Here is a 17,818-nt window from a genome sequence, read left to right on the forward strand (position 1 = left end):
CAACTGAACTCATCCCCAGGAGGCTCTTGCGGCCTGCGGTCCTCGGTAGTGGCCTTTGAGGGCGTCCCCGCACCATGGGGACGCGCCAAGGGCCTCGATCGAAGACCGGGTTCCGAGAAGCCTCCGCAGACATGGAAATGGAGGTGCTCTCCCATGGAGGGTCCCGAGATCCAGTTCTCTGAGGCCGTCATTGACAACGGCCGTTTCGGACAGCGCGTCATCCGCTTTGAGACCGGCCGCCTCGCCAAGCAGGCCGCCGGCGCTGCGATGGCCTACATCGATGACGACACCGCGCTGCTCTCTGCCACGACCGCGGGCAAGGCCCCGCGCGAGGGCTTCGACTTCTTCCCGCTCACGGTGGACGTCGAGGAGCGCATGTACGCCGCGGGCCGCATCCCCGGCTCGTTCTTCCGCCGTGAGGGCCGCCCCTCCACGGACGCAATCCTTGCGTGCCGCCTCATGGACCGCCCGCTCCGCCCGGCCTTCGTCAAGGGCCTGCGCAACGAGGTCCAGGTGGTCGTGACGGTCCTTGCGATCAACCCCGACGAGCTCTACGACGTCGTCGCGATCAACGCCGCATCGATGTCCACCCAGCTGGCGGGCCTCCCGTTCTCGGGCCCGATCGGCGGCGTCCGCGTCGCGCTCGTGCACGATGAGAACGGCGCCCAGTGGGTCGCGTTCCCGAAGCACTCGCAGCTGGCCCACGCGACCTTCGACATGGTCGTGGCCGGCAGGATCGCCGGCGATGACGTCGCCATCATGATGGTCGAGGCCGAGGCCACCGACCACTCCTGGAGCCTCATCAAGGACGAGGGCGCCACCGCCCCGACCGAGGAGGTCGTCGCCGAGGGCCTCGAGGCCGCCAAGCCGTTCATCCGTGCCCTGTGCGAGGCGCAGCAGGACCTCGCAGGCCGCGCCGCGAAGCCCACCACCGAGTTCCCGATCTTCCTCGACCACGAGGCGGATGCGTACGACGCCGTCGAGGCTGCTGCCGCTGCCAAGCTCGCCGAGGTCTTCCAGATTGCGGACAAGCAGGAGCGGGAGGCCGCAGCGGACTCCCTCAAGGCCGAGGTCATCGCCCAGCTTGCCCAGCAGTTCGAGGGGCGTGAGAAGGAGCTTTCCGCGGCCTTCCGGTCGGTCACGAAGAAGGTTGTGCGCCAGCGCATCCTCAAGGACCAGGTCCGCATCGACGGCCGCGGCCTGACGGACATCCGCCAGCTCACGGCCGAGGTCGAGGTGCTCCCGCGCGTTCACGGCTCCGCGATCTTCGAGCGCGGCGAGACCCAGATCATGGGCGTCACGACGCTGAACATGCTCAAGATGGAGCAGCAGATCGACTCGCTCTCCCCGGAGACGCACAAGCGGTACATGCACAACTACAACTTCCCGCCGTACTCCACCGGCGAGACGGGCCGCGTCGGTTCCCCGAAGCGCCGCGAGATCGGCCACGGTGCCCTCGCGGAGCGCGCCCTCGTGCCGGTGCTGCCGTCCCGCGAGGAGTTCCCGTACGCGATCCGCCAGGTGTCCGAGGCCCTCGGCTCCAACGGCTCGACGTCCATGGGCTCGGTGTGCGCCTCGACTCTGTCGCTGCTCAACGCCGGCGTCCCGCTCAAGGCCCCCGTGGCCGGCATCGCGATGGGCCTCGTCTCCGACGAGGTGGACGGCCAGACCCGCTACGCGGCCCTGACCGACATCCTCGGCGCCGAGGACGCATTCGGCGACATGGACTTCAAGGTTGCGGGTACGAGCGAGTTCGTCACAGCGATCCAGCTCGACACGAAGCTCGACGGCATCCCCGCCTCGGTGCTTGCGGCCGCGCTCAAGCAGGCCCGCGAGGCCCGCCTCCACATCCTCTCGGTGATCAACGCCGCGATCGACCGCCCGGATGAGCTCTCCGAGTTCGCACCGCGCATCATCGCGATCAAGATCCCGGTGGACAAGATCGGCGAGGTCATTGGCCCCAAGGGCAAGATGATCAACCAGATCCAGGAGGACACGGGCGCGGACATCTCCATCGAGGACGACGGCACCGTGCTCATCGGCGCCACCGCCGGCTCCTCTGCCGAGGCGGCCCGGGCCGCGGTCAACGCGATCGCAAACCCGCAGCTGCCTGAGGTCGGCGAGCGCTACCTCGGCACCGTCGTGAAGACCACCACGTTCGGCGCGTTCGTCTCGCTCACCCCGGGCAAGGATGGCCTCCTGCACATCTCCGAGCTCCGCAAGCTCGCGGGCGGCAAGCGCGTGGACAACGTCGAGGACGTCGTGTCCGTGGGCCAGAAGGTCCAGGTCGAGATCACCAAGATCGACGACCGCGGCAAGCTCTCCCTCGCCCCCGTCGTGGACGAGCAGGCCGAGACGGCGCCGGCTGAGCCCGCTGCCGAGTCGGCAGACGCGTAGCCGCATGGCCACAGTCGAGTTGCCGCTGACCTCTGGCCAGCTCGTGGACGGCGCCCCGGCGGCGTCCACGATCTTCGGGAAGGAGGGCGGCGCCGTCGTGCGCCGTTCCATCCTCCCCGGTGGCGTGCGCGTCCTCACGGAGGCCATGCCCGGCCAGAGGTCGGCGTCGATCGGCTTCTGGGTCGGCGTCGGTTCCCGTGACGAGGCTGTCGGGCAGCACGGGTCCACACACTTCCTCGAGCACCTGCTCTTCAAGGGCACCCAGCGTCGCACAGCCCTCGAGATCGCCTCGGCGTTCGACGAGGTGGGAGGCGAGTCCAACGCCGCGACGGCGAAGGAGAGCACGTGCTACTACGCACGCGTGCTCGATACGGACCTGCCGATGGCGATCGACGTCATCGCGGACATGATCACGTCCGCGGTCCTCGACTCTGAGGAGCTCGAGCAGGAGCGCGACGTCATCCTCGAGGAGATCGCGATGGACGGCGACGACCCGACGGACGTCGCTCACGAGCATTTCGTCGCCGCCGTCCTCGGCGAGCACCCGCTCGGCCGTCCCATCGGGGGCACCCCGGACGCCATCAAGGCGGTCGCCCGCGCGTCGGTGTGGGAGCACTACCGGCGGTACTACCGCCCGGACGAGCTCGTGGTCACCGCAGCCGGCGGCCTCGAGCATGAGACGGTGTGCCGGCTGGTCCTCGACGCGCTGCACGGCGCCGGTTGGACCCTCGCCGACGGCGCTGCTCCCGTGGCGCGGCGCACGACGGCGCCTGCGGCCATCACCGGCAGGGCCGGCCTGAGTGTGGTCAGGCGTCAGGTCGAGCAGGCGAACGTGGTGATGGGCTGTCCGTCGATCATCGCCACCGACCCGCGGCGCTACATCATGAGCGTGCTCAACGCGGTCCTGGGCGGCGGGATGTCCTCGCGCCTGTTCCAGGAGATCCGCGAGAAGCGCGGCCTCGTCTATTCGACGTACTCGTTCGCTTCCGCGTACGCGGACGCCGGGTACTTCGGGATCTACGGCGGCTGCGCACCCGCGAAGGTCCCGCAGGTCCTCGCCCTCATGGGCGCTGAACTCGAGAAGCTGGCCGAGGAGGGCATCACGGATGAAGAACTCCGCAAGGCGGTAGGCCAGCTCTCAGGCGGGATCGTGCTCGCGCTCGAGGACACTGGCTCCCGGATGTCCCGTCTGGGCCGCGCCGAGCTCGTCTCGGGAGAGTTCCAGGACATCGAGGAGACCCTCGCGCAGATCGCGGCCGTTACCGCGGACGAGGTCCAGGAGCTGGCGCGCGTCCTGGCCACCGCGCCCCGCACGATCACGGTCGTGGGCCCGTTCGAGGAAACGGAGACGTTCGGCCTCACGTAGGGAAGTGACCCCTCATCGTGGGGAAGTGACCCCTCAACGCTGCAGGCGTTGAGGGGTCATGTCCCTGTCTTGAGGGGTCATGTCCCTGTGTCTCGGGCTCAGGCCAGGATGTCCTTCGTCGTGAATCGCCCGTAGGCCAGGGCGCCGAAGAAGGCGATATAGCCGAGCTGGACCCACGCGTTCGCGCCGAACGAGTCCCACGAGATCGGATCCCGCAGGAAATCCGCGAGCCCGAGCCAGTGGTCCGTGAAGAGCCACGGGTGCAGCCAGTCCAGCTGGTCGAGGGCCCCCAGGATCTGGGCGACGACGGCGAGTACCGCGGTCGCGGCCATCGCCCCCACGGGCACGGTCGTGAGCGTCGAGGCGAACAGTCCGATCGCCGCCATCCCGGGCAGGGAAATGGTGACGTACAGGGCCATGAGCAGCAGCCGTGCCAACGACTCTCCAGCCCCGATCTGGGTTCCCGAGAGGAGCGTGGCCTTCCCGAGTGGGAAGAGCAGCACGCCCACGAGCGCCCCGCCGAGCACGATGGCGAGTCCCGCCGCCGCACTGAACACCGCCGCGCTGAGGTACTTCACCACGAGAAGACGCACGCGGCCCACCGGCGCGGCGAGCAGGTACCGCAGCGTCCCGAGGCTGGCCTCGCCCGCGACGGCGTCGCCGGACACGACGCTCACGGTGAGTGGCAGGAACAGGGGAGTGCAGACCACCAGCCCCACGACCCCGGCGAACAGCCCGTTGTCGGTGACCTGGTCCAGGAACGCCGGTCCCCGTCCCGTCGGCCGGCCCGGGCCGAACCGCACCGCGAGCCCGATGACCACGGGCACCGCCGCGAGCGCCGCGAGCATCGTCCACGTCCGCCAGCGGCCGAACAGGACCCGGAGCTCTGAGGCGAGGAGGCGAGCGGTGTGCGATCCACGGGCGGTCAGGGCAGAGTCGGCCTCATCAGCCCGCAACATCGAATCCCTCCCCGGTGAGCTCGACGAACCGCTCCTCGAGCGTGGCACTCTCCGCGCTGAACCCTCGCACGCGGACCCCGGCGGCCACGAGTGCCGCGACCACCGCTTCGGGAGCGTGGGACGGGGACTGCCGCACGTCAGCGGAGGCAGCAGCGGCAGGCGTGTGCGCGCCGTCGTGCGTCGCGGGGGGCGTCCCCACCACTGTGCCCGGTCCGGCCGGCTCAACATGCAGGCCGAGGCGCTCCAGGACCTCGGTGGCCGCGGCCACGTCCGGAGTGCGCACCTCGAGCCGCGGTCGGGCGGCACCCCGGAGTGCGTCGAGCGTGCCCTGCGCCACGAGGCGGCCCGAGCGGAGCACTGCGGCGTGCGTGCAGATCTGCTCGACCTCGGCCAGGAGGTGGCTCGAGACGAACACGGTGGTGCCGTCGTCAGCGAGCGAGCGGATGAGGCTGCGGACCTCGCGGGTGCCCTGAGGGTCGAGCCCATTCGTGGGCTCGTCGAGGACGAGCAGGGCACGCGGCAGCAGGAGAGCGGCCGCGAGGCCGAGTCGCTGCTTCATGCCCAGCGAGTATGCGTGGACCTTCTTGCCGGCGGCGTGCGAGAGCCCGACATGGTCGAGCGCGTCCGCGACGCGCGCCCGGCGGGTGTGGGCCGGCGCGAGCGGGTCCGCAGTGTCGAGGCGGGCCAGGTTCGCCGTGCCGCTGAGGAACGGGTAGAACGCCGGCCCCTCGACGAGGGCGCCGACGTGCGGCAGCACTGCGCGCGCCGCGCGGGGCATCTCGCGCCCTAACAGCTCCGTACGGCCCGCGGTCGGGGCCACGAGACCCAGGATCATCCGGATGGTGGTGGTCTTGCCGGAGCCGTTCGGCCCGAGGAACCCGAAGACCGAGCCGCGGGGAACCTCGAGGGTGAGCCGGTCCACGGCCGTGTGGGCACCGAACCTCTTCGTGAGGCTGTGGGTCCTCAGCGCGTACGCCACACCGTCCTCAGACGTGCCGCCTTCCTGACTCTGGGGGGTGCGCCGAACGCTGCTCGGGCTCGGTGCTGCGGTCACTTCGCCGCCGCGGCCTCGAGGACCGATGCCGGCACGGCCCCGGCGAGAAGGCGGCCGTCATCGGCGAGGAAGACCGTGAACAGCGACGAGGAGATGACCCGGCCGCCGGCAACCGGCGCGGCAAGCTGCTTCATGAGCGGCTGGTCTGCCAGTCCGGCCGGTACCTTGCCTGCAGGGACCACGACGACGGCGTCCCATCCCTTCGCCGCAGCGCTCGTCCCGGGCGCAGGGCGCTGCTGGGCGGAGTGGGACGGCTCGCCGGCGCCCGGCGCCTTGCCTGCGGGCGCCTGCGGGAGAGGCTTCTCGGTGACCTTCGCCCCGGCGGGGGGCGTGAACGCGAACACGGACGCGTTCGGCGCCGCCAGATCGAGCTGGGTGAACGCCGAATGGAACGCAGGCTTCTCCTGGCCCTTCGCGTACACGTCCACGGCGAGCGGGAGCCCGGTCTGGCCCTCGACGGCGATCCTCACCGATGCGACGAGGGTGGCTGCGGTCTTGGGAGTGAGGACGAGCGAGTAGGCGCTGTGGCCGGCCACGGTCGTCGGGTCGCCGAGGGCCACGTCCGTGCTGGGCCCCGACGTGGCAAGGAGCCTCTGGGCGAGCTGGTCCGGGGATACGGCAGCGGCGCTGGGAGCGGAGGCGGCCGGACCGGCGGGGAGCACGGCATGGGTCACGGTGTTCGCCCCGGAGTCGTACGTCCACGCATCGCTGCCGTTGCGGACCAGATCGCGCTCGGCCAGCCGGTCCAGCACCTGCACGCGCAGCTTCGAAGGCCCGTCTGCGTAGACCTTGGCCGCGTGGGGCGCGGTGAGCAGCTCGAGGAGCGCGGCCTCGGAGCCGAGAGTCGAGCTGCCCTTCGCCGCACCGAGGGCCTGTCCGGGGATCGAGGGGAGGCCCAGATCCGAGCTCTGCTCGAGCGTCCCGGAGAACTGACGGGCCGTGTGCCCCGCTGCGAGGGCGAGGACCTGCTGGGGTGTGGCCGGCGGGGGCGGGGACACCGCCGTCGCACCAGCGGCGAGCACTCCCGCGGCCACGACGGCGGGGACGGCAGCTGCAGGGATCCATCGGAGCCAGCGGCGCTGCGTGATGGGCATGGAGACCTCCCGGAAGAACCTGACTCCACGCTACGCCGCCCGTGCCGTCGTGTCGTCATCCCTCGGGCGTAACTCCATCCCGCCGGGGCCGGCTTGATCGGCAAGGGCGGAGCGCAGATCAGCCGCCGGCGAACGGTGGCAGCACGTCGACGACATCCCCCTGCTCGAGCACCCTGGAACGGTCCTTGGCCGCAATCTCGTTGACGAGGAAGGTGCACCGCCGGAGCACCTCGGCGAGTGGCGGCGCTGTGGTGCGGGTGGCGATCGTGGCGCCGCTGCCCGTTCCGCTGGGCGCCTGGCTGCGGTCGACGGCGAGCGCCGCCTCGAGCGCGTCGGCGAGGCTCGCGCCGTCGGGGGCCTCGAGCGGCTCCTCGGCTACACCGGCTGCTGCCTGCGCCGCGGCGTAGTACCTCACGGTGATCTGCACGTTGCTCCTCCTGGAGGGCCCGGTCACCGGCCGGGCGGGGCGCGGGACGCGTGGTCTGGGATCTGGGTGGTGGTGGCTCAGCCGCCGATGGCGGACATGGATCGGTCGGGCTGGACGAAGCCATCGGCGCCGAGCCCGGTGTGGTCCATGCCGTGCGCCTTCGGCTTGAGCCACATGGCCTCCTGCCACCGCTGCGCCACCTGCTCGTCGCTCGCCCCCGAGCGCAGGAGCCCGCGGAGGTCCACCTCCTCATGGGAGAACAGACAGCTCATGACCTTGCCCTCGGCCGTGATCCGGGTGCGCTTGCAGTCGGCGCAGAACGGTTCCGTGACCGAGGCGATGATGCCCACGGTGCCGAGCAGCCCGCCGCCCTGCCCTCCGTAGTGGAGCGGCCGCACCTCGAACCTCTCGGCCGGGGCGCCCTCGCGTGCACGGGGATCGGGCGAGAGCTGGAAGCGTGAGCCGAGGAGGCCACGCACCTCCGCAGCTGTGACCATGCCCTGCCGCGTCCAGCCGTGGTCGGCATCGAGGGGCATCTGCTCGATGAACCGCAGCTCGTAGCCCCGCTCGAGGCACCAGGCCAGCAGATCGGGGGCGTCGGCGTCGTTGATTCCGCGCATGAGGACGGAGTTGATCTTGATGGGACCGAGCCCCGCGGCGTCGGCAGCCTCGATGCCGGCGAGCACCCGGTCGAAGAAAGGCCGGCGTGTGAGCTGTGCGAACGTCTCGGGGTGAAGCGTGTCGAGGGAGATGTTGATGCGTGTGAGGCCGGCGGATCTCAGCTCGGCGGCCCTCTTGTCCAGCCCGACCGCGTTGGTGGTCAGCGCGATCGGCAGGTGCGGGTGCGCGGCGCGCAGGGCGGCAATGATGTCCGCGAGGTCCGCGCGGACCAGGGGTTCGCCGCCCGTGAGCCGCAGCTCGCGCACCCCGAGGAGTCGGACACCGATTCCGACGACCCGGGCGATCTCCTCCGCGCTCAGCAGGGCATCCTTCTGCAGCCATGGGAGGCCGTCCGCGGGCATGCAGTAGGAGCAGCGAAGGTTGCACTTGTCCGTGAGCGAGAGCCGCATGTCCGTCGCGACGCGTCCGTACCGGTCCACGAGGCCGGGGAGGCCCTCGGGGCGGTCCGTGGCGCGGGGGTCCGCCCCGGGCCCGTCCGGGGCACGCCGTCGCGGCATGCCGAGCTCAACAGTCATGCATCTACAGTACGCGAGTGGGGCAGGTCACGCCCCGGCGGTGCGCGGACCTATTCTGGACACATGGGAACCCGCGAAGCCCGCGCGGCGGAGGCGGTGAAACGCTCCCCGAGAAGGTCCCGCGACGCCTTCGCCGCCCTCGCCGGCGTGCTTGCGGCAGGCGCGGGAGTCCTCGCCGGGGAAGTCAGTGCCGCCCTGCTGAGCCCCTCACTCAGCCCCGTCTCCGCGGTCGGCGGGGCCGTGGTCGACTTCGCCCCTGCCGCAGCCAAGGACTGGGCCATCCAGACGTTCGGCACCGGGGACAAGGCCTTCCTCGTGACCGTGATCGGGCTCGCCCTGGCGCTCCTGGGCGCCGCGGCGGGAGTGCTCGAGCTGCGCCGTGGGGGCCTCGGGGCCGCCCTCGCGGGTGCCGTTGGGCTTGTGGGCCTGGGGGCCGTCGCCACGCGGTCCCTCTCATCGCCGGCGGCATGGGCATCCGCGCTCCTGGCCGGGATCGTCGCCATGTCGCTCGTACGGTGGCTGATCGGGCGGCTGCGCCGCGAGGCGACCATGCCGGGCGACATGGACGAGCGCGACGCCGCGCGCTCCCCGGCACGCGTGACGTCACCGGGGCCGGTGGGCTCGGGGTCCGGCGCCTTGGCGCGCCGCGGCTTCCTGCGCGCCCTGACCGGGACGGCAGCCGCGGTGGCGCTGGGAGCCGTCGTGGCCGGCGTCATGCGGGGCACCGCGCTCGCGGCGAGCGCCGCGCGGGAAGCACTCCGCTTCCCGGCCCCCAAGGACCCCGCCCCGCCGATTCCCGATGGCGTCGAGGTCGCGGCGCCGGGCGTCTCCCCACTCGTGACGCCCAACGCGGACTTCTACCGGATCGACACGGCGTTCGTGGTGCCCTCAGTCGATCCGAACGGCTGGCATCTGGATGTGACGGGCATGGTTGAGCAGCCCGTGCGGATCACGTGGGCGGAACTCCTCGCCCAGCCCCTGGTCGAGCGGTACGTGACGCTCACGTGCGTGTCCAATGAGGTGGGGGGGAATCTGGTGGGCAACGCCCGCTGGCTCGGCTGGCCGATCCGCGAGCTCCTCGCCCGGGCGCGGCCGCGGGCCGGGGCGGACATGGTGCTCTCCCGCAGCGTCGACGGCTTCACGGCGGGCACCCCGCTCGATGCGCTCACGGATCCGGCCCGCGACGCCCTCCTGGCCGTGGCGATGAACGGCGAGCCGCTCCCGCCGGAGCACGGCTTCCCCGTGCGCCTCGTGGTGCCGGGCCTCTACGGATACGTATCCGCCACCAAGTGGGTCACCGAGCTCAAAGTGACGACCTTCGCCGCGGACAAGGCCTATTGGAGCACCCGGGGATGGAGCGAGAAGGGGCCCATCAAGACCGCCTCGCGCATCGACGTGCCCCGACGCGGCACTCGGGTTCCGGCAGGCGATGTCACCGTGGCCGGAGTGGCGTGGGCCCAGCATCGCGGGATCTCGCGCGTCGAGGTGCGGGTGGACGACGGCGCGTGGTCGCCCGCCCGACTCGGCGCCGGGATCTCCCGGGATACTTGGTATCAATGGGCCGCCTCCGTCCGGCTCGCGGGTGGCCATCACCGGATCGCGGTCCGGGCCGTTGACGGCGATGGCCAAATCCAGAGCGCGGACACGACGCCGCCTGCCCCCGACGGGGCAACCGGGTACGACACCATCGACGTGGAGGCCACATGAGAGAAGCCGCGACCCCCGAGGCGCACCCGCATGCACACGCCCACGTCGGAGAACGTCGCGGTGTCTCCGAGCACCGTGCGCGCTTGGCCGAGCTGCTCGCACCCCTCGCCGCACGTCCCGCCGAGGAGTGGCCGCTGCGGGATGCCCTCGGCACGGCGCTCGCGGCGGACCTCGTTGCCCCCATGAGCCTTCCCCCGTTCGACAACTCCCAGATGGACGGCTTCGCGGTCTGCTCGGCGGACTTCTCCGGCGGCCTCGACGGTGCACCCGGCCATCTCGGCCCAGGGCTGCAGGAGTTCAGGGTAGCGGCGGCGATTCCGGCGGGGACCGTGCCGAGGCGCCTCACGTCCGGGCATGCCGCGCCCATCATGACGGGCGCCGTCATGCCCGCCGGCGCAGACGCAGTCGTCCCCGTCGAGCGTGCTGTTCCGTCCGGATTCCCGGAGGAGGGCGGCACAGTGGCCCTTCCTCCGGTAGGGGCGGGCACCTACGTGCGGCCAGCCGCCAGCGATGTGGAGGCAGGCGCCGTCGTGCTTCGATCCGGCACGCCGCTGGGCGCCCCGCAGATCGGACTGGCCGCGGGGCTCGGGCTCGAAACGGTACCGGTGCGGCCGCCCCTGCGCGTGGTGCTGGTCAGCACGGGCGCCGAGCTTGCTCCGCCGGGCGTGCCGCTTCGGCCCGGCCAGATCTACGACGCCAATGGCACACTGCTCGGTGCCGCGCTGCGTGAAGCCGGTCTCGTGGCCGTCAACGTCGTAGTGCGCAGCGACAAGCCCTCCGAGCTGCGCAATGAGCTCGAAGCCCTGGCCAGCCTGGGCGAGAACCACCGGCCCGATCTCGTCGTCACCACAGGGGGCGTCTCGAAGGGCGCCTTCGAGGCGACCAAGCTCGCCCTCGAGGGGCACGAGGTCGAGTTCGTCCACCTCGCGATGCAGCCAGGCGGGCCTCAGGGCCTCGGCAGCTTCTCCGGCGTCCCCATTGTGGCCTTTCCCGGGAACCCCGTGAGCTGCTGGGTCTCGTGGGAGGTCCTCCTCCGCCCCGTCCTCGCCGGGCTCCTGGGAGCGCCGACTGCCAGACGCCGGGTGCGCGCAGCGCTCGCCGAGCCGCTCGAATCCCCGGCCGGAAAGCTCCAGGTGCGCCGCGCCCGTCTCAGGGCCGACGGCGTCGTAGAGCTCGTGGGCGGCCCAGACTCGCACCTTCTCGGCGCCCTCGCGGCGTCAGACGCGCTGGTCATGGTCCCCGAGGATGCTGCACGGCTCCCCGCCGGTGCCGACGTGGAAGTATGGCTCCTGTGAACGAGACCACGCAGAACCCGCTGGACCCGGGGACATCCGGCCGTCTCACCCATGTGCGCGCGGACGGGAGCGCCCACATGGTCGACGTGAGCAGCAAGCAGGAGACCACCCGCGAAGCCACCGCGCAGGCCGTCCTGGCGACCACCCGCGAGGTGATGTCCCTGCTTGCCACCGGCGGGCTGCCCAAGGGCGACGCGCTGGCGGTCGCCCGCGTTGCCGGGATCATGGCAGCGAAGAGGACCCCCGAGCTCATCCCGCTGTGCCACCCGCTCCCGATCGCGAAGGTGACGGTCGACTTCGAGCTTGGCGCGGCTTCGGTCACCGTGATCGCGACCGTGAAGACCCGGGGTGTGACAGGGGTCGAGATGGAGGCCCTCACCGCGGCGTCCGTCGCGGCTCTCGGGGTGTATGACATGGTTAAGGCCGTCGACAACCATGCGGTCATCTCGGACATCAAGGTCCTGGCGAAGTCCGGGGGCAAGAGCGGCGACTGGGCGCTGGGGGAGGGCCGGTGAGGCGCGCGGGCATTGTGATCGCGTCGACCAGGGCGGCCACGGGCGTGTACGAGGACCGTACCGGACCCGTCATTGCGGATTGGCTGGCAGAGCACGGATTCGATGTCGTCCCGGCCGCCGTGGTGCCCGACGGACCGAGTGTCGGGGCCGCGCTCCGTGCCCTCTTGGCCCTCGAACCGGCGGTGATCGTCACGAGCGGGGGCACCGGCCTCAGCCCCACCGATCTGACACCGGAGGAGACGAGGCCCCTGCTGGACAGGGAGGTACCCGGGATCATGGAGGCCATCCGGGCGGCGGGAGCCGCCAAGACGCCACTGGCGGCGCTCTCCCGGGGGCATGCGGGCCTCGCCGGGAACACCTTCGTGGTCAACCTGCCGGGCTCGCCGTCCGGGGTCATGGATGGGCTGTCGGTCTTGGACCCGCTCGTCGGGCACGTGTGCGATCAGGTGGAGGGCAGGTATGGGCACTGAGCCAGAGCTTCGCGGCGTCAGGGAAGACGACGGGGCGGCAGGGGTGCTGAGCACGGCCGCGCAGGGCGCGGGTACCGTCGTGGTGGTCCTCGCCGCAGTCTCCCTCGAACCTCTCGACGAGGCGGCCGCGCGGCGCGCTGTCGATGCGCCGGACGCGGGCGCCGTCGTACTCTTCTCCGGCGTGGTGCGGGACCACGACGAGGGACGGGGTGTGACGCGCCTTTCCTATACCGCGCATCCCACAGCGGAGGGCACTCTCCGTGCCGTGGTCGGCGCGGTCATCCGTGAGCACTCGCAGGCCCACGGCTCGCCAGAGCGCGCAATGCGTGTGTGGATCGCCCACCGCATCGGGGAGCTCGCAGTCGGCGACGCCGCGTTCGTGTGCGCCGTCTCCGCGGCCCACCGCGGCGAGGCTTTCCGGCTCTGTTCCGACCTCGTGGACCGGGTCAAGGCCGAGGTGCCGATCTGGAAGGAGCAGTTCTTCGACGGTGGCGGGAGCGAGTGGGTGGCTGCGCTGGGCTGAGTTCTGCTGGGCTAGGCTTGGGCGCATGGCAGAACGACTTCCCGTGGCAGTGCTGGGCGCGAATGGGCGCATGGGTTCCGAGGCAGTCAGGGCAGTCAACGCGGCTGAGGACATGGAGGTCGTCGCAGCGCTCGGGCGAGGGGACTCGCTCGAGGACCTCATCGATTCCGGTGCACGGTACCTCGTGGACCTCACCGTGCCGGATTCGACCGAGGCCAACGTCCGCTTCGCGGTCGAGCACGGGCTGCATGCAGTCGTCGGGACGACCGGATGGGACGCAAGGCGTCTCGAGTCCCTCGGCACCCTGCTGTCCGAGTATCCGGAGACGGGAGTGCTCATCGCGCCCAACTTCGCGCTCGGTTCCGTGCTCGCCTCGGCGTTCGCCGCGAAGGCCGCGCGCTACTTCGAGTCCGTCGAGGTCATTGAGCTCCACCACCCGGAGAAGGTGGACGCGCCCTCCGGCACCGCCGTCCGCACGGCCCAGCTCATCTCGGCCTCCCGCGCCGACGCCGGCGTCGGTGCCTCCCCGGACGCGACGGCGAAGCAGCTCGACGGCGCACGGGGTGCAGACGTCGATGGCGTGCGCGTCCATGCGGTACGGCTGAGGGGCCTCGTCGCCCACCAGGAGGTTCTCCTCGGCGCTGTCGGCGAGCAGCTCACCATCCGGCACGACTCGTTCGACCGGGCGTCCTTCATGCCGGGCGTGCTCTTGGGCCTGCGCGAGGTGGCCGCACACCCCGGGCTCACCGTCGGCCTCGACGGCTACCTGGACCTCGGGCTGTGAGCGCCGTGGACTCATCGCGTCAGGCAGGCGCGTGGGCCTGGGTGAAGGCAAACAAGGTCAAGATCGGTGTCGCCGCCGTGACGCTCCTCCTTGTCTTCTACCTCGTTGTCACGTTCGACCGTGCCCGGATCCTCATGATGGACCCGCAGCCGGTCGCGAAGGCCATCGGCGCCGGATACCTCGTGCTGCCGATCGTCGGAGCCTGGGCGCTCGTGCGGGAGCTGTCCTTCGGAGCGCGCCTCGAACGAATGGGCAGGGAGCTAGCGGCCGAGGGCGGCCTGCCCGAGGACACCCTGCCCCGCACGCCGGGCGGCCGGATCGTCCGCTCCGCGGCAGACGCCGACTTCGGCGTCTACCGCACGGACGCTGAGGCGGCCCCGGAGGACTGGAGGTCGTGGTACCGCCTGGGCCTCGCTTACGACGCGTCGGGAGACCGCAGGCAGGCCCGCGCCGCCATGCGCAGGGCGATCGCCCTCCACCGGGGCCAATAGCGGGATTCGCGGGCCGAGCAGCCCCTGGACATCAGCGTCTGGCCGTGGTCCTCCGCCCTGCAAGCCCGAGCCGGTACGCCGCATGCCCTGCCGCCTCGAGTGGCCCGCGCCGGCCATTGGACCTGATGAAGAGCCCGATCGCGAGCGCGGCCGCGACGTGCATCGCGAGCAGAGCCTCTCTCGTGAGCGACACTGGCGTCAGGGCTGGCTCCGACAGCGCCCAGACATGGACGGTGTACAGCGTGAGCGTCATGGCCCCGGCACCGGCGAGCGGCGCCAAGAGCCCGCTGCGGGACAGCGGGCCGATCCGCGCCAGGAGGAGGAAACCGCCGACTGCTGCCGCGGACGTCCCCGAGGTGTGCACGAGGTCGAGGGTGGTCCCGGCGTGTGGAGCCGCTGTCGTGAGCCACCACCAGGTTCCCGTCTGCTCGACTCCGGTCAGGTTGGCCTCGAGCATGGCGCGCAGCGGCCACACTCTTGCCTGCTCGGTCGCGAGGATGGCGTTGATCCCGCCCAAGGGGACAAGGAACGCCCAGGCCGTGGCTTTGGCGACGATGGCGGCGGCCAGGCCGCCCGCGACAAGACCCGCCTGGGTTACCGCGTGCGTCAGATCGGCCCGGCCGATCCACAGGCCCACGAGGAGATAGCCGAACCACTGCAGGACGGGGTAGTACCCGGTCACCGCGAGGTCTGCGAGCAGCCGATCCGGTGCGGCGACGTCCGTCCACACGGGATTGTGGCCCAGCCTCAGCTGGGGGTCGGCAGCTAGCAGGGATGGCCGGATCAGGTACGCAGCGACAGGGGAGAGCAACAGCCAGGCGGCAGCGAGCAGACCCACTGTCTGGCGCCGGAGCCCCAGCACAGGCAGTGCACACCAGAAGAGCACGGCGTACTGGACCAGGATCACAGCGACACTGACCTGCACGAGCCCGAGAGTGAGGCCGACGGCGGCAATCACTCCCGCGCGCAACGCAAGGCCCAGCCGATTCCGCACGGCGGGGATCCGTCCGAGCGTGAGGGAAATTCCGGCGAGTACAGCGAAGAGCGCTGCCGAGCGCCCCGAGAAGGCCGTGCCGATCCAGGTGGCGGACCAACCTGTCGTGGCGGGATCCTGCTCGAAGGCAGGCAGGACGTGGGTGGCCATCATCGTGAGAAGGGCAGCCCCTCGGGCCATGTCGATCCCCTCGAGACGCGCCCCGCCGCCCGGCAACGCGCGGGTGGTCCTGGACCCTCTTGCGTGAGGGGATCCCTGCCGTCCGCCCATGGAAGCGATCGTCTCACGCCGTGCCCGGCGTTCGAATCACCCGCGCGCTTTCGTACATGCCTATTGCTATTCGAATCTGTGTTCGATTAGCATGGGTGCCATGAGAAGGGCGGACAATCGGGCGAACCCAGCGGCCACCGCGAAGCCCGCCACGCCCGAGCCAACGGCTTCCACCGCCACGTTCCTGTCCCACGGGGCGGTGGGACACCTCTCCCGGCAGCTGGTGGAGAGGATGGTGGGGCGGGACCCCTCGGTGCATGCGTGGCGCGCCGGGGGTCCGCTCCTGCCGGGAGAGCCGCCGCCGGGAGAACTGGCACGGAGGCTCTGTGAGACCGAGATCGCATTCCTCACCGCCGGGGAGCTCGAGGCCTACGTGAGCGCGTGCGCGAGCCTCAGAGGCTGGGCCGAGGCCCGCGAGGGCGCGGCCCGAACCGAGCTCGCCGCGCGCGATGCACACCACCCGGAGCACAGCAAGGACCGGGCGGCACGGCCTTCGCCAGCCCGTCGCCCATGACGCTCACTGCACCGCCGGGCGGCGTGTGAGCGTGTCCTAGGATGGCCGTATGTCCGCCGAGCTGACCGTCGCCGCCGTGCAGTCCGTGGCCTTTCCCGGCGGTCTCGAAGCGAACGTCGGCGAGCACGTGCGGCTCCTCGAAGACGCGGATGGCCACGGAGCCCGCCTCGCAGTGTTCCCCGAACTGTCACTGATCGGATACGACCTCCGCTTCCTGTCGGATGAGGCAAACTGGCTGACGAGTCCCTCCGCCCAGCTCGCAGAGCTTCAGGCGGCATGCGAGGACATGGGCATCGCGGCGGCAGTGGGAGCGGCGGTGCGCGAGCCGGACGGGACACCCCGGCTTGCGTCGGTCCTGGTCCGGCCGGGTGTCCCGTCGCTCATTGCGCCCAAGGTGCATCTGCACGGGCGGGAGAAGGAGCTCTTCGAGCCGGGCAGGAGGCCCACCGTCGTGGACATCGACGGCTGGAACGTAGCGCTCGCCGTCTGCTTCGACGTCGCCCACCCGGCACATGCGGCACAGGCCGCGGCCGCGGGCGCTGACCTCTACGCGGCGTCGGCCGTGTACGTGGTGGGGGAGGAGCGGCGGCTCGACCTCCACTTCGGATCCCGCGCACTGGACAGCCGCTTCTTCACTCTCTTGGCCAACGCGGGTGGGGTGAGCGCCTTGGGACCGTCCTGCGGGCAGAGCGGTGTCTGGGGGCCGGATGGGCACCGGATGGCCTCGGCTGCGGGGACCGGGGCCGAGGTTGTGCCCGCAGTCCTGTTCCGCTCGGCGCTCGCACCCTACCGTGCCCCGTCCTGAGCCGCGTTGCCCAAAGCGGCGGTGCACGCGGTAACGTTCTGTGCATGGCTGACACTGAGACCCGCGCGCGCACGTTCGGCACCCTCCTGGCGGCAATGGTGACGCCGTTCACCCAGGACGGCGATGTCGATTACGACGCTGCGGGCGAGTTGGCGGCCAAGCTCGTCGATGACGGCTGCGATGGGTTAGTCGTCACGGGCACGACGGGTGAGACCTCGACCTTGACGGACGAGGAAAACCTGGGCATGTTCAAGGCCGTCCTCGAGGCAGTGGGCGGCCGGGCCAAGGTGATAGCCGGCACCGGCACCAACGACACCCGCCACTCGGTGAGCCTCTCACGGGGGGCCGCGGAGCTCGGGGTCGACGGCCTCCTCCTCGTCACGCCGTACTACAACAAGCCGAGCCAGGCAGGCGTGCGCGCGCATTTCGAGACGGTCGCCTCCGCGACCGAGCTTCCGGTCATGCTGTACGACATCCCGGGCCGCACGGGGATCCCGATCGAGACCGACACGATCCTGCGGCTCGCCGAGCACCCGAACATCGCCGGCCTCAAGGACGCCAAGGCCGATTTCGGCGCGGTCACCCGAGTGCTCACCAAGACCGACCTTGCCGTCTACTCGGGAGACGACGCGCTCACACTGCCTTGGATGGCAGCAGGTGCGCTCGGTGTCGTCTCTGTCACGGCGCACGTCGCCACGAAGCAGTTCAGGGCCCTCGTCGACGCCGCGCTCGCGGGAGACTTCGCGACGGCTCGCAGGATCCACTTCGAGCTCGATCCCGTGATCCGCGGTGTCATGACCCGCGTGCAGGGCGCCGTGGCAACCAAGCAAGTTCTCAAGTGGCAGGGTGTCCTGCCCAACTCCGTGGTCCGGCTCCCCCTCGTGGAGCCCGGCGACGCGGAGCTTGCCCTCATCCGCAACGATCTGGCCGAAGCCGGAATGGACTTCGCCGCCTAGG

Annotated in this window: 18 protein-coding genes; 12 read left to right on the forward strand and 6 right to left on the reverse strand. The window is 71.0% G+C overall.

The features are described 5' to 3' along the window. Nucleotides 1-153 precede the first annotated feature (153 nt). On the forward strand, nucleotides 154-2,397 hold the full coding sequence (locus LF262_RS10930) for a polyribonucleotide nucleotidyltransferase (protein ID WP_235780400.1): 2,244 nt from the start codon (nucleotides 154-156) through the stop codon (nucleotides 2,395-2,397). A gap of 4 nt (nucleotides 2,398-2,401) precedes the next feature. After that, nucleotides 2,402-3,763, forward strand: coding sequence for a M16 family metallopeptidase (locus LF262_RS10935; RefSeq protein WP_235780402.1), 1,362 nt, complete (start codon nucleotides 2,402-2,404; stop codon nucleotides 3,761-3,763). 98 nt (nucleotides 3,764-3,861) lie between these two features. On the opposite strand, the gene LF262_RS10940 is transcribed toward LF262_RS10935, so the two are convergent. From LF262_RS10940 to moaA, 5 genes are all read right to left on the reverse strand, one after another. Further along, the gene (locus LF262_RS10940) at nucleotides 3,862-4,722 is read right to left on the reverse strand and encodes an ABC transporter permease (RefSeq protein ID WP_235780403.1); all 861 of its coding nucleotides are present in this window, start codon (nucleotides 4,720-4,722) and stop codon (nucleotides 3,862-3,864) included. Beyond that, nucleotides 4,709-5,701, reverse strand: a complete 993-nt coding sequence (locus tag LF262_RS10945) for an ABC transporter ATP-binding protein (protein WP_235780446.1) — start codon at nucleotides 5,699-5,701, stop codon at nucleotides 4,709-4,711. The genes LF262_RS10940 and LF262_RS10945 overlap by 14 nt, the downstream gene beginning before the upstream one ends. Nucleotides 5,702-5,772: 71 nt before the next feature. Next, nucleotides 5,773-6,870, reverse strand: coding sequence for a LolA family protein (locus LF262_RS10950; protein WP_235780404.1), 1,098 nt, complete (start codon nucleotides 6,868-6,870; stop codon nucleotides 5,773-5,775). A gap of 118 nt (nucleotides 6,871-6,988) precedes the next feature. After that, entirely contained in the window at nucleotides 6,989-7,291 is a 303-nt protein-coding gene (locus tag LF262_RS10955) for a MoaD/ThiS family protein (protein ID WP_235780447.1), read from the reverse strand. Between the two features lie 83 nt (nucleotides 7,292-7,374). Beyond that, nucleotides 7,375-8,493: a GTP 3',8-cyclase MoaA gene (gene moaA, locus LF262_RS10960; protein ID WP_235780406.1), complete on the reverse strand. Its 1,119-nt coding sequence runs from the start codon at nucleotides 8,491-8,493 to the stop codon at nucleotides 7,375-7,377. 63 nt (nucleotides 8,494-8,556) lie between these two features. On the opposite strand from moaA, the gene LF262_RS10965 reads away from it, so the two are divergent. Genes LF262_RS10965 through LF262_RS10995 form a run of 7 tightly spaced genes read left to right on the forward strand, consistent with a single transcriptional unit; the run spans nucleotide 8,557 to nucleotide 14,278 of the window. After that, nucleotides 8,557-10,200 (forward strand): molybdopterin-dependent oxidoreductase, encoded by a 1,644-nt coding sequence (locus tag LF262_RS10965; RefSeq protein WP_235780408.1) that lies wholly within the window; start codon nucleotides 8,557-8,559, stop codon nucleotides 10,198-10,200. Further along, nucleotides 10,197-11,495, forward strand: coding sequence for a molybdopterin molybdotransferase MoeA (locus tag LF262_RS10970; protein ID WP_235780410.1), 1,299 nt, complete (start codon nucleotides 10,197-10,199; stop codon nucleotides 11,493-11,495). Before LF262_RS10965 ends, LF262_RS10970 begins: the two co-directional genes overlap by 4 nt. Then, a complete protein-coding gene (gene moaC / locus LF262_RS10975) occupies nucleotides 11,483-12,010 on the forward strand; it encodes a cyclic pyranopterin monophosphate synthase MoaC (RefSeq protein ID WP_268933771.1) in 528 nt (175 codons plus the stop codon). The genes LF262_RS10970 and moaC overlap by 13 nt, the downstream gene beginning before the upstream one ends. Further along, on the forward strand, nucleotides 12,007-12,480 hold the full coding sequence (locus tag LF262_RS10980) for a MogA/MoaB family molybdenum cofactor biosynthesis protein (RefSeq protein WP_235780412.1): 474 nt from the start codon (nucleotides 12,007-12,009) through the stop codon (nucleotides 12,478-12,480). Before moaC ends, LF262_RS10980 begins: the two co-directional genes overlap by 4 nt. Then, nucleotides 12,470-13,003, forward strand: a complete 534-nt coding sequence (locus LF262_RS10985; RefSeq protein ID WP_235780413.1) for a molybdenum cofactor biosynthesis protein MoaE — start codon at nucleotides 12,470-12,472, stop codon at nucleotides 13,001-13,003. The genes LF262_RS10980 and LF262_RS10985 overlap by 11 nt, the downstream gene beginning before the upstream one ends. 25 nt (nucleotides 13,004-13,028) lie before the next feature. Beyond that, nucleotides 13,029-13,787, forward strand: a complete 759-nt coding sequence (gene dapB, locus LF262_RS10990; RefSeq protein ID WP_235780414.1) for a 4-hydroxy-tetrahydrodipicolinate reductase — start codon at nucleotides 13,029-13,031, stop codon at nucleotides 13,785-13,787. A 41-nt stretch (nucleotides 13,788-13,828) separates the two neighbouring features. After that, nucleotides 13,829-14,278: a hypothetical protein gene (locus tag LF262_RS10995; RefSeq protein ID WP_235780416.1), complete on the forward strand. Its 450-nt coding sequence runs from the start codon at nucleotides 13,829-13,831 to the stop codon at nucleotides 14,276-14,278. Between the two features lie 31 nt (nucleotides 14,279-14,309). Here LF262_RS10995 and LF262_RS11000 read toward each other — a convergent pair whose 3' ends face one another. Then, nucleotides 14,310-15,542 (reverse strand): heparan-alpha-glucosaminide N-acetyltransferase domain-containing protein, encoded by a 1,233-nt coding sequence (locus LF262_RS11000; RefSeq protein ID WP_268933772.1) that lies wholly within the window; start codon nucleotides 15,540-15,542, stop codon nucleotides 14,310-14,312. 100 nt (nucleotides 15,543-15,642) lie between these two features. Between LF262_RS11000 and LF262_RS11005 the strand changes: the two genes are divergently transcribed. The 3 genes from LF262_RS11005 to dapA are packed head-to-tail and all read left to right on the forward strand — an operon-like array spanning nucleotide 15,643 to nucleotide 17,817. Further along, nucleotides 15,643-16,056 carry a hypothetical protein gene (locus tag LF262_RS11005; protein WP_235780418.1) on the forward strand — a complete coding sequence of 138 codons (414 nt, stop codon included), beginning with the start codon at nucleotides 15,643-15,645 and terminating at the stop codon, nucleotides 16,054-16,056. A gap of 49 nt (nucleotides 16,057-16,105) precedes the next feature. Continuing rightward, nucleotides 16,106-16,861, forward strand: a complete 756-nt coding sequence (locus tag LF262_RS11010; protein ID WP_235780419.1) for a carbon-nitrogen hydrolase family protein — start codon at nucleotides 16,106-16,108, stop codon at nucleotides 16,859-16,861. A gap of 44 nt (nucleotides 16,862-16,905) precedes the next feature. Further along, nucleotides 16,906-17,817, forward strand: a complete 912-nt coding sequence (gene dapA / locus LF262_RS11015) for a 4-hydroxy-tetrahydrodipicolinate synthase (protein WP_235780421.1) — start codon at nucleotides 16,906-16,908, stop codon at nucleotides 17,815-17,817. Nucleotide 17,818: the final 1 nt, after the last annotated feature.

It is taken from the genome of Sinomonas notoginsengisoli (assembly GCF_021554725.1).
GTDB classification, from domain to species: Bacteria; Actinomycetota; Actinomycetes; order Actinomycetales; family Micrococcaceae; genus Sinomonas; species Sinomonas notoginsengisoli.